This window comes from Oerskovia enterophila (assembly GCF_001692445.1).
Classification (GTDB): domain Bacteria; phylum Actinomycetota; class Actinomycetes; order Actinomycetales; family Cellulomonadaceae; genus Oerskovia; species Oerskovia enterophila.
In genome coordinates, this window is sequence record NZ_MAQA01000014.1 from 77,896 (window position 1) to 88,805 (window position 10,910).

The window sequence follows — 10,910 nt, forward strand, 5'->3', positions numbered from 1 at the left end:
CCATGGCACTGACCCTCATCACGGGTGGCACCGTCGTCGGGCCCACGGGGCGCTCGCGCGCCGACGTCCTGCTCGACGGCGAGCAGGTCGCCGCGCTCGTGCGCCCGGGCGACACGACGCTCGGCGTGGACCTCGCCTCGGTCGCGGAGACGGTGATCGACGCGACCGGCAAGTACGTGATCCCGGGCGCGGTGGACCCGCACACCCACATGGAGCTGCCGTTCGGCGGCACGGCCGCCTCGGACACGTTCGAGACCGGGACGCGCGCCGCGGCCTGGGGAGGCACGACGACGATCGTCGACTTCGCGGTCCAGCGCACCGGGGAGCGGGTCCAGGACTCGCTCGCCGCCTGGTTCGCCAAGGCCGAGGGGAACTGCGCCGTGGACTACGGGTTCCACCAGATCCTCGGCGGGGTCGACGACGACTCGCTCAAGGCCATGGACGAGCTCGTGGCCGAGGGCATCACGAGCTTCAAGCTCTTCATGGCCTACCCCGGGGTGTTCTACAGCGACGACGGCCAGATCCTGCGGGCCATGCAGAAGGCCGCGACCAACGGCTCGATGGTCATGATGCACGCCGAGAACGGCATCGCGATCGACGTCCTCGTGCGTCAGGCCCTCGACCGCGGCGACACGGCCCCCTACTTCCACGGCACCACGCGCCCCTGGGAGACCGAGGAGGAGGCCACGCACCGCGCGATCATGCTCGCGCGGCTCGCGGGCGCCCCGCTCTACGTGGTGCACATGTCGGCCAAGCAGGCCGTGGCCACGCTCGCCCGGGCCCGCGACGACGGCTGGAACGTGTTCGGCGAGACGTGCCCGCAGTACCTGTACCTCTCGCTCGAGGAACAGCTCGGGGCGCCCGGTTTCGAGGGAGCCAAGTGGGTCTGCTCGACCCCGCTGCGCTCGCGAGCCGAGGAGCACCAGGACGAGCTGTGGCGCTACCTGCGCACGGGCGACCTGTCGGTCGTGAGCACCGACCACTGCCCGTTCTGCTTCAAGGAGCAGAAGGAGCTCGGGCTCGGTGACTTCTCCAAGATCCCCAACGGGATCGGCGGCGTCGAGCACCGCCTGGACCTCGTGTACCAGGGCGTGGTCGACGGGAAGATCTCGCTCGAGCGCTGGGTCGAGCTGTGCTGCACGACGCCGGCGCGCATGTTCGGGCTGGGCGACCGCAAGGGCGTGCTGGCCCCGGGGGCCGACGCCGACGTCGTGGTCTACGACCCCGCCGGGCACACCTCGATCGGCTACCCCTCGGACGGCAACGGCAAGACCCACCACATGAACATGGACCACTCCGCGTGGGAAGGCTTCGAGATCGACGGGCACGTGGACGTCGTGATCTCGCGCGGCACGGTCCTGATCTCGGACGGCGAGTACCACGGGCACCCCGGGCACGGTCGGTACCTGCGCCGCAGCACCTCGGCCTACCTGCGATGACGGGCGGGAACCAGCCATGACCGCAGCAGGCACCGCCGCGCGCCTCGACCTGGGCGTCGTCCTGCAGACCAACCCGCCCGCCTGGCGCGTGGTCGACCTCGCGCGCCGCGCCGAGCTCCACGGGTTCAGCCACGTCTGGACGTTCGACTCCCACCTGCTGTGGCAGGAGCCGTTCGTCATCTACTCCCAGATCCTGTCCGCGACCCATCGCGTGACCGTGGGGCCCATGGTCACCAACCCCGCGACGCGCGACGTGACCGTGACCGCCTCGCTCTTCGCGACCCTCAACGACATGTTCGGCAACCGCACGGTCTGCGGGATCGGTCGCGGGGACTCCGCGGTCCGGGTGACCAACGGCAAGCCCGTGACCCTGGCCGAGCTGCGGGCAGCCGTCACGGCCATCCGGGGGCTCGCCGGTGGGCAGTCGGTCGAGTACCACGGCACGACCCTGCACCTGCCCTGGGCGCCCGACAGCCGCACCCCCGTGTGGGTCGCGGCGTACGGCCCGCGCGCCCTGGCGCTCGCGGGCGAGGTCGGGGACGGCTTCATCCTCCAGCTCGCCGACCCCGACATCGTGGCCTGGTCGATCGACGCGGTGCGCCAGGCCGCGGAGCAGGCCGGCCGCGACCCGGCCGAGGTGACCATCTGCGTGGCCGCACCCGCGTACGTGACGGACGAGGCGCCGTCGGGCACGGGTGGGAGCGCGGGCGGGCGGTCGCTCGCCCACGCCTACGACCAGTGCCGCTGGTTCGGCGGCATGGTCGGCAACCACGTCGCGGAGATCGTCGCGCGCTACGGGGCGGGGGAGAGCACGGGCACAGGGCCGGGCGGCGACGCGGGCCCGCGCATCCCTCGTGCCCTGACCGACTTCGTGGCCGGGCGCGTCGACTACGACTACAACGAGCACGGGCGCGCGGGGAACACGCACACCGCGTTCGTGAGCGACGAGATCGTGGACCGGTTCTGCCTGGTCGGGCCGCCCGAGCGGCACGTCGAGCGGCTGCTCGAGCTCAAGGCGCTCGGCGTCGACCAGTTCGCGCTCTACCTCCAGCACGACGCGAACGACGAGACGCTCCAGGCCTACGGCGAGCTGGTTCGTCCCGCGGTCCAGGAGGCGGGCCGGGTCCGCGGGTGACGCCCCGGCCCGGGCGGGGTCAGGCGAACAGCTCCTGACCCACGAACGCACCCTGGTCCCCGCCCAGCATGGCCCCCTCGGCGACCCCGCGCGGCACGGCCCAGATCCCCGAGCCGGTGTGCCGCAGGTACTCGCTCATGAGGTCGTGCTTGGCGAGCGCGTTCTGCATGGGCACGTACTGGGTCGCGGGGTCGCGCACGTACGCGAGGAAGAACAGCCCAGCGTCGAGCCGGCCCAGCCCGTCCGAGCCGTCGGTGTAGTTGTAGCCGCGGCGCAGCATGCGCGCGCCGCCGTTGCTCGTGGGGTGCGCGAGGCGCACGTGGGACGCCGGGTCGATGAGCGGGACACCCCCGCGGCCCGCGGCCTCGAAGTCGGGCTCGGTGCGCTCCTCGCCGCCGGACAGCGGCGCCCCCGAGCCCTTGGTCCGCCCCACGATGGTCTCCTGCTCGCGCAGGGGAGCGCGGTCCCACGTCTCGATCGTCATGCGGATGCGGCGCGCGACGAGGTACGAGCCGCCCGCCAGCCAGTCGGCCCCGTCGCCCGGCGCGACCCACACGTGCTCGTCGATCGCCGAGGACTCCTCGGACGTGATGTTGGCCGTGCCGTCCTTGAAGCCGAACAGGTTCCGGGGCGTGGGCTGCGCGGTCGTGGTCGAGGACGTGCGCCCGTAGCCGAGCTGGCTCCACCGCACCGACGCCGTCCCGAACGCGATGCGCGCGAGGTTGCGGATCGCGTGGACCGCGACCTGCGGGTCGTTCGCGCACGCCTGGACGGCGAGGTCGCCGCCGCAGCGCGCGTCCTCGAGCATGTCGCCCGGGAAGTGCGGCAGGTCGGCGAGGAGGTCGGGCTTGCGCCCGTCGAGGCCGAAGCGGGCAGACCCGTCGGCGGCCGTGAAGAACGACGGGCCGAACCCGAACGTGATCGTCAGCCCGGAGGCCGGCAGCCCCTCGGCCTCGCCCGTGTCGTCCGGCGGCGCGTCGTACGGACCGGACATGGGGCCGAACTCCCCGGCGGGCAGGCCCTGCGTCATGCGCGAGGCCGCGAGCGTCCAGGCGCGCAGCAGCGCGACGACCTCGTCGCGGTCCTGGGTCGTGACGTCCCAGGTCGCGAAGTGCAGGCTGTCCTGGACCGGGGTCGTGATCCCCGCCTGGTGCTCGCCCAGGAACGCGAACGCTCCGTCCCCCTCGGCCGGGCCCGCGCTCGGCGCGGTGTCGCGCGCCGAGGCCGCGGCGCTCCCCGCGAGGAAGCCCCCGGCGAGCCCCGCACCGGCCAGCCCGACGCCGGCCATCCCCAGGACGGCGCGCCGCGAGATGCGTCGCGCCTCGTGCGCGGGTTCGGCAGGTCCCGCCGGGGCGCCGGGCGTGGAGGGGCGGGAGTCGGGCTGGTCGGGCGAGGTCGTCATGGTGCGTCGGTCCTCAGAGCACCACGGCGGCGGTGAGCTGCGAGAGCGGCTCGCTCAGCGAGTCCACGGCCTGCGAGAGCGCCTTGACCTGCTCGGGCGTGAGGTCGGTGTAGAGCACGAACCCGTCGCCCTGCCTCTGCTCGTCGAGCAGGCCCTGAAGGGCCTGGAAGCGCTCGTCGAGCGTCGTGGCGAGCTTCTCGTCCTTGGCCGAGACCACGTCGCGCAGACCGTCGTAGGCGACCTTGGCGCCGTCGACGTTGGCCTGGAAGTCCCACAGGTCGGTGTGCGACCAGATCTCCTCCTCGCCCGTGACCTTGCCCGTCGCGACCTCGTCGAGCAGGCCCTTGGCCCCGTTGCCGATCGCGGGCGCGTCGATGCCGCCCGCGAACGACGCCTCGTGCGTGCGGTCGAAGAGCTCCTGGGTGTCTGCGAGGAGCTGGTCGGCGTACTGCGTGCGCTGCTCGGGCGTCAGGGCCACGTAGGTCTCGCCGCCGTTGGCGTCGGGCGCGGGCTGCCACAGGTCCTTCTCGAGCAGGTGCCAGCCGGTCCACTCCTGGCCCTCTTCGAGGTCGGCCTCGCGCAGGTCCATCTTGGGGTCGAGGTCGCCGAACGACTCGGCCACGGGCTCGATGCGCTCCCAGTGGACGCGCACCGGGGCGTAGAGGGCCTTGGCCGCCTCGTCGTCGCCCGCCTTGTACGCGGTCACGAACTCCTGGGTGCCCTCGAGGAGCTGCTCGGTCTGGTCCTTGACGTACGCGACGTAGTTGGTCGAGGCCAGGGCGATCTGGTCGGCGACCGCGCCCGTGGGCTCGACGTCCTTGCCCGAGTCGGTCACGGTGAAGTCGGAGCGGATGCCGTCGCCGATCATGCCGGGCTTGCAGGCCGTCACGTACCGGCCGGGCTTGGCCGTGAGGACCAGGTCGCGGCTGATGCCCGGGCCGATGTTCTCGACCTCGGACACGATCCGCAGGCCGTCCTCGGCGAGCAGGTAGAACTCGGTCACGTCGTCTCCCGTGTTGGTCACGCTGAAGACGATGTTGCCCGACGGCGCCTCTGCGGCCGAGAGCTTGCACGCGTCGGCCGAGGAGTCGACCGTGAGCTTCGCGGAACCGTCCGCGGCACCGGTCGCACCGGCAGCGGGCGGGTCGTTGGGCGTGCAGGCGGCCAGGGCGGGGACGAGCAGTGCGACGGCGAGCAGCGGCGCTGCGACGCGGGTGGCCCGTGAGCGGGTCATCGGTTTCCTCCGGGAGTCGTGACGATGGTTGCCGGGGTGCTGGCCTGCGCGGGGGCACTGCTGCGAGGCGCGCTGAACCAGACGGTCCGGACGAAGAAGAACAGCGTGGGGACGAGGTAGAGCCACCAGGCGGCGAGCTCGAGCCAGGTGGTCGCGGGGGAGAAGTTGAAGACGCCCTTGAGGACCGTGCCGTACCAGCTCGAGGGCGGGATCTGCGCACTGACGTCGAACGCCAGGTTGTGCAGCCCGGGCAGGATGCCGGCCTCCTGGAGGTCGTGCACGCCGTAGGAGAGGACTCCTGCGGCGACGACGATCAGGAACAGGCCGGTCCAGGCGAAGAAGACGCGCAGGTTGAGCTTGACGGCACCCTTGTAGACGGCCCAGCCGAGCAGGACGGCCACGGCCAGCCCGAGCACGGCTCCGAGCAGCGGCTTGGTCGTGGTGCCCGTGGCCTGGGCGCCGGCCCACAGGAAGAGCGCGGTCTCGAGGCCCTCGCGCCCGACGGCGAGCAGCGCCATGACGACCACGGCCCACTTCCCGGCCGCCACGGCGTCGTCGAGCTTGTGCTGCAGGTCGGTCTTGAGGTGCCGGGCGGTCTTGCCCATCCAGAAGATCATCCACGTGATGAGTCCGACCGCGACGATCGACAGCGTGCCGCCGATGGCCTCCTGGGCCTCGAACGTCAGCCCCTGCGGCCCGTACGTCAGGGCCGCGCCGAAGCCGATCGAGACGGCCACGGCGATGCCGACCCCGAGCCAGAGGTACGGGAGCAGGTCGCGCCGACCGGTCTTGACCAGGTAGGCGACGAGGATGCTGACGACGAGCGCGGCCTCGAGGCCTTCACGCAGGCCGATGAGGAAGTTGGCGAACACGGGAGTCCTTCGACGGGTCGCGGGGCGGGGGAGCCCGGGAGCCGGAGGCCGGGGCGGCCGGTGGTCGCAGCGGTGGGGCCCGGCCGACTTGGGACTCGCGTCCTAGTTTGGTAAGGCTTGCCTTCCTCCGCGAGAACAGTACTCCCGTCGCCCGGGTGCGGGAACCGGAGTCCGCGTGACCTGTCCCACACCACCCTGGATCCTCTCCCTGGCCGCAGCGGCGCACTCTTGGTACACTGGTACCAAGTTCCTCCGACGAGGAACGCGCGGACGAGGGAGCAGTACCCGCACGGACAAGACTGACTCAGAGGGGTTACTTGTCATGGCTTGGGTTGTCCTCGTCCTCTCCGGGATGCTGGAGGCCGTCTGGGCGACGGCGCTGTCCGCATCGGAGAACTTCACGCGCAAGCGACCGACGGTCGTCTTCGCCCTGTCCCTGACGCTGAGCATGGTCGGTCTCGCCTGGGCGATGACCTCGCTGCCCACGGGTACGGCCTACGCGGTGTGGGTCGGCATCGGCGCCACGCTCACGGTCGTCTGGGGATTCTTCACCGGCGCCGAGCGGTTCACCTGGCTGCGCGGGCTGCTCCTGGTCCTGCTCGTCGGTTCCGTGGTCGGCCTCAAGGTGGTGAGCTGACATGCCGTGGATCGTCCTGCTCGTCAGCGCCGTCTTCGAGGCCGTCTGGGCCACGGCCCTGGGCCAGTCCGACGGCTTCTCGAACCTCGTCCCGTCGATCGTCTTCTTCGTCGCGCTCGCCGTCAGCATGGGTGGGCTCGGCTGGGCCGTCAAGCACATCCCGATCGGCACCGCCTATGCGGTGTGGGTCGGCATCGGTGCGGCCCTGACCGTGTCCTACGCGATCCTGACGGGCGACGAGTCCGCCTCCGTCGGCAAGGTCGTCTTCATCGCGGGCATCATCGCCGCGGTCGTGGGGCTCAAGCTCGTCCCGCACGGACCCGCGAAGGAGCCCGCGCCCACCGAGGTCGAGAGCGCCCCGGCGGACGGACCGGAGCACTAGCGCCACGGGCCGTTCGCGCACCAGGGCCTCGCGTGGCGGCCGACGTTGTCAGGCGACCTCGGCGAATCGCCCCACGAGCTCGGGCCACGCGTCCCGGAACGCGTCCAGCAGGGGGAGCGAGGTGACGTCCTCGACCGCGACCCACGCGATCTCGAGGCTCTCGGCGTCGGTCGCTCGTGCCTCGAGGTGCGCACCCGGCACGACCTCCGCGAGCACCGTCGTGTATCGCCACGGCCCGTGGTCCAGGACCCGGTCGCCGACGATCGTCACGAGTGCGGGGTCCACGCCGGCCTCCTCGTGCGCCTCGCGCAGCGCGCCCTGCTCGGGCGTCTCGTCGGGGTGGATCGCACCACCGGGCACGCCCCACGTGCCGCCCTGGTCGCTCCAGGTCGCCCGGTGCTGCAGCAGGACGTGGCTCACGCGCCCGTCCTCGCCCCGGCGCGCGACGAGCAGGCCCGCGGCTCCCGCGAGCCCCCAGTGCCGCCTGCCGCACGTGCACTCGACCCAGCCGTCCCCGGGCTGGAGGTGGCGGGGAGCGCGGGGCGCGTCGGTCGTGGGGCTCGGAGGCGTGGGCTCGGTCGGGATCGTCACGGTCCCACCCTGCCATCCGGCGGGCCCGCCGGGACAGCGCCCGGCCGCGGTGACCACGTCGTGGACAGCAGCCCCGCACGGGCGAGGTGCGACGAGAACGGAGGCTCCGCCGTCGGGCAGGAGGAAGGACCGGCCCGACGGCGCCACGCGGCCCGGGCGGCCCTCACGCCGCGCGGCGACGCCTGCCGACCGTGAGGACCCCGTAGGTGACGAGCCCGACGACGACTCCCCAGAACGCCGACCCGACGTGGGCGACCACGATCCCCGAGGTGGTGACGACGAGCGTCAGCACGGCCGCCTCGAGTGCCGCAGGAGAGGGGCTCGCGCCGGGCGTCGAGGCCGCGGGGGCGAAGGTCCCCGCGAGGGCACCCGTGAGCGCACCGACGAGCGCGACGCCCGCGACGGTCGTGACCAGGGCCGTCGGCACGGCGTGGAACAGGCCGACCAGGCTCCCCGCGAACGTCCCCACGACCAGGTATCCCACGCCGCACGCGACCCCCGCGACGTAGCGGCGCGTGCGGTCCTCGTGGGCCTCCGGGCCCGTGCAGATACCCGCGGTGATCGCGGCCAGGTTGATGCCGTGCGCACCGAACGGTGCGAGGAAGGCCCAGGCCGCCGCGGTCCCGCCGACCAGCAGCCGGCTGTTCGGGCGGTATCCGCTCGCGCGCAGCATCTCCAGGCCCGGGCCGTTCTGGGCGCTCAGCGTCACGAGCAGGAGCGGGACGGAGATCCCGACGACCGCGCCCAGGTCGAGCGTCGGGGTGGTCCACTCGGGGACGGCCAGGGCGAGCGCGGTCGTCGGACGCGAGACGTCGCCCGCGACGAGCGCCGCCACGACCCCGGCGAGCAGCGCCGCCAGGACGGCGTAGCGCGGCGCGAGGCGACGCACCACGACGAACGCGACCGCGACGCTCGCCCCGATCGCGGGCGAGCCGACCGCGCTCACGACCGCCCCCAGGACGAACGGGAGCAGGACCCCCGCGAGCAGCGCCGAGAGGATCTGGGGCGGGACCGCCGCCAGGAGCCGTCCGAACACCCCGCTCGCGCCGAGCGCGAGCGCTGCCACGGCCGCGACGAGATAGGCGCCCACGACGTCGGAGAACGCGAAGTCGCCCAGCGTGCCGAGCAGCAGGGCGGCGCCGGGCGTCGACCATGCCGTGATGACGGGCTGACGCGTCAGCAGGCTCAGGACCACGCCCGTCAGTCCGCTGCCGATCGAGACGGCCCACAGCCAGGAGGTCGTCTGGGCCGTCGTGAGCCCGCCGTCGTGCGCGGCCTGCAGGATGATGAGCGACGGTCCGGCGAACGAGACCATGACCGCGACCAGGCCCGCGACCACGGCCGAGACCGACGAGGCGCGCACCAGGCCGGGGGAGGGTACGGGGCCCGTGAGCAGGTCGACCGTCCGGGCAGGGGCGGCGCGGGGGCTCCCGGCGGGGAGCGGTGCGGGCGGTTCGGACGTCACGGGCCCACCCTGCCACCACGACGGTGCCGCGAGCGGGAACCGGGCGGAGAGACGGCCGTGCCGACTCCGGGGGGCGGTCCGGGACAGCGGGCGGGCCGGACGACTCGACTGCGGGCGGACGACGGGCTCGAATTCGGTGGACGCACGGTCCTGCGCCCCGCACCATGGACGGGTGAGTCATCCCGAGCCGAACATCGTGTCCGACCCGACCGCAGAGGATGCCTCGACAGGCGCCGACGCCAGTCCCTCCTCCCTCGCCGAGCCCGCCGATCCTGCGGCCGCTCCCTACGGTCCCGCGGGCCAGCCAGAGCCCGCAGACCAGGCTGACCCCGCCAGCCCGTCCGGCCCGCCGCCGACCGACGACGAGGCCGACAAGCCGCGCTGGCGTCGCGACGCCACGATCTTCCTGGGCGGGCAGACCGTCTCGCTGTTCGGGTCGATGCTCGTGCAGTACGCGATCATGTGGCACCTGACGCTCGAGACCAAGTCCGGGTCGGTCCTGGCGCTCGCGACCGTCTTCGGGTTCCTGCCCCAGGCGGTCGTGTCGATCTTCGGCGGGGTCTGGGCGGACCGGCTCAACCGCAAGTTCCTGATCATCGCGGCCGACGCCTCGATCGCGGTCACGACCCTCGCCCTCGCGCTGCTCATGCTCTCGGGCAGCGACGACCTGTGGTTCATCTACGCCGCGCTCGCGATCCGCTCGGTCGGTGCCGGGATCCAGATGCCCGCGGTGTCCTCGCTCCTCCCGCAGCTCGTCCCGGTGAGCAAGCTCATGCGGGTCAACGGCATCAACGGGTCGATCCAGTCGGCCATGACGCTGCTCGCCCCCGCGGTCGCGGCGGGCGTCTACGCGAGCGCCTCGATCGTCGCGATCTTCTTCGTCGACGTCGTCACGGCCGTGATCGGGATCGGCCTCCTGGCGCTGATCCCCGTGACCAAGGTGCTGCGCGCCGACCTGGCGGCGGGCGAGAAGGTCGGGTACTTCGACGACCTCGTGGGCGGCCTGCGCTACCTGCGCGGCCACACCTTCGTGCGCTGGGTCCTGGGCCTCTACGCGATCGTGTTCCTGCTGATCGTGGCCCCGTCCTATCTCACGCCGCTCATGGTCGTGCGGACGTTCGGCGAGGAGGTCTGGAAGCTCACGGCCAACGAGCTCGCGTTCTCGTTCGGCGCGATCGTCGGCGGCGTGCTGCTCGCCACCTGGGGCGGGCTCAAGAACCGGGTCGCGATGATCGTGGGCGCGACGTTCGTGTTCGGCGTGCTCTCGGTCGGTCTGGGCCTGTCGACGAACATGTGGGTCTTCTTCACGTTCATGTTCCTCCTCGGCGTCGCCGTGCCCGCTTTCGCCACGACCTCGATGACGGTCCTGCAGGAGACGGTCGAACCCGACCGGCAGGGGCGTGTCTTCGGGTTCGTCGGCATCGTGATGGCGCTCGCGATGCCGCTCGGCATGCTGATCTTCGGCCCGCTCGCGGACCGGTACTCGGTCGAGTCGCTCCTGATCGTGTCGGGCGCGCTCATGTTCGTCGTGATCGCGGTCGCGACCCTGCTTCCCTCGGGGCGCCGGGCCATGCGTGCGGCGGACGAGCACACCTCGACCACGGTCTGACCGCCAGACGCCGGAGACGCCGACGCCCGCCGTCAGGCCCGTGATGCGCCCCGCACGGTGCGCGACGAGAGGCTGCTCCATCTTCATGGCCTCGAGGACCACGATGAGGTCGCCCTCGGCGACCACGGCACCCTCGGCCACGGC

Annotated in this window: 10 protein-coding genes, 1 pseudogene and 1 riboswitch; of the genes and pseudogenes, 5 read left to right on the forward strand and 6 right to left on the reverse strand. The window is 72.5% G+C overall.

Translation table 11 applies throughout. The features are described from left to right. Positions 1 to 2 precede the first annotated feature (2 nt). Together hydA and OERS_RS07810 are read left to right on the forward strand one after the other, a co-directional pair. Positions 3 to 1,439, forward strand: coding sequence for a dihydropyrimidinase (gene hydA / locus OERS_RS07805; protein WP_056650367.1), 1,437 nt, complete (start codon positions 3 to 5; stop codon positions 1,437 to 1,439). Between the two features lie 16 nt (positions 1,440 to 1,455). Further along, positions 1,456 to 2,574 (forward strand): TIGR03842 family LLM class F420-dependent oxidoreductase, encoded by a 1,119-nt coding sequence (locus OERS_RS07810; RefSeq protein WP_068625347.1) that lies wholly within the window; start codon positions 1,456 to 1,458, stop codon positions 2,572 to 2,574. Between the two features lie 19 nt (positions 2,575 to 2,593). Here OERS_RS07810 and efeB read toward each other — a convergent pair whose 3' ends face one another. Genes efeB through efeU form a run of 3 tightly spaced genes read right to left on the reverse strand, consistent with a single transcriptional unit; the run spans position 2,594 to position 6,082 of the window. Continuing rightward, the gene (gene efeB / locus OERS_RS07815; RefSeq protein WP_068625348.1) at positions 2,594 to 3,976 is read right to left on the reverse strand and encodes an iron uptake transporter deferrochelatase/peroxidase subunit; all 1,383 of its coding nucleotides are present in this window, start codon (positions 3,974 to 3,976) and stop codon (positions 2,594 to 2,596) included. A 13-nt stretch (positions 3,977 to 3,989) separates the two neighbouring features. Then, positions 3,990 to 5,210, reverse strand: coding sequence for an iron uptake system protein EfeO (gene efeO / locus OERS_RS07820; RefSeq protein WP_068625349.1), 1,221 nt, complete (start codon positions 5,208 to 5,210; stop codon positions 3,990 to 3,992). Beyond that, complete coding sequence (gene efeU / locus OERS_RS07825) at positions 5,207 to 6,082, reverse strand: iron uptake transporter permease EfeU (protein ID WP_068625350.1); 876 nt, start codon at positions 6,080 to 6,082, stop codon at positions 5,207 to 5,209. Before efeU ends, efeO begins: the two co-directional genes overlap by 4 nt. A gap of 241 nt (positions 6,083 to 6,323) precedes the next feature. Beyond that, positions 6,324 to 6,391, forward strand: a riboswitch (guanidine-III (ykkC-III) riboswitch). Positions 6,392 to 6,404: 13 nt separating this feature from the next. Between efeU and OERS_RS07830 the strand changes: the two genes are divergently transcribed. Further along, positions 6,405 to 6,719 carry a DMT family transporter gene (locus OERS_RS07830; RefSeq protein WP_056650383.1) on the forward strand — a complete coding sequence of 105 codons (315 nt, stop codon included), beginning with the start codon at positions 6,405 to 6,407 and terminating at the stop codon, positions 6,717 to 6,719. Between the two features lies 1 nt (position 6,720). Continuing rightward, on the forward strand, positions 6,721 to 7,101 hold the full coding sequence (locus tag OERS_RS07835) for a DMT family transporter (protein ID WP_068625351.1): 381 nt from the start codon (positions 6,721 to 6,723) through the stop codon (positions 7,099 to 7,101). 48 nt (positions 7,102 to 7,149) lie between these two features. On the opposite strand, the gene OERS_RS07840 is transcribed toward OERS_RS07835, so the two are convergent. Both OERS_RS07840 and OERS_RS07845 read right to left on the reverse strand, forming a co-directional pair. Then, a complete protein-coding gene (locus OERS_RS07840) occupies positions 7,150 to 7,692 on the reverse strand; it encodes an NUDIX hydrolase (RefSeq protein ID WP_231907810.1) in 543 nt (180 codons plus the stop codon). A gap of 163 nt (positions 7,693 to 7,855) precedes the next feature. Next, positions 7,856 to 9,157 carry a benzoate/H(+) symporter BenE family transporter gene (locus OERS_RS07845; protein WP_231907809.1) on the reverse strand — a complete coding sequence of 434 codons (1,302 nt, stop codon included), beginning with the start codon at positions 9,155 to 9,157 and terminating at the stop codon, positions 7,856 to 7,858. 172 nt (positions 9,158 to 9,329) lie between these two features. On the opposite strand from OERS_RS07845, the gene OERS_RS07850 reads away from it, so the two are divergent. Further along, positions 9,330 to 10,766 carry an MFS transporter gene (locus tag OERS_RS07850; protein ID WP_322788285.1) on the forward strand — a complete coding sequence of 479 codons (1,437 nt, stop codon included), beginning with the start codon at positions 9,330 to 9,332 and terminating at the stop codon, positions 10,764 to 10,766. Between the two features lie 18 nt (positions 10,767 to 10,784). Here the strand turns inward: OERS_RS07850 and OERS_RS22230 are convergent. Further along, positions 10,785 to 10,910: pseudogene (locus OERS_RS22230) on the reverse strand (biotin/lipoyl-containing protein); the annotation flags it as partial.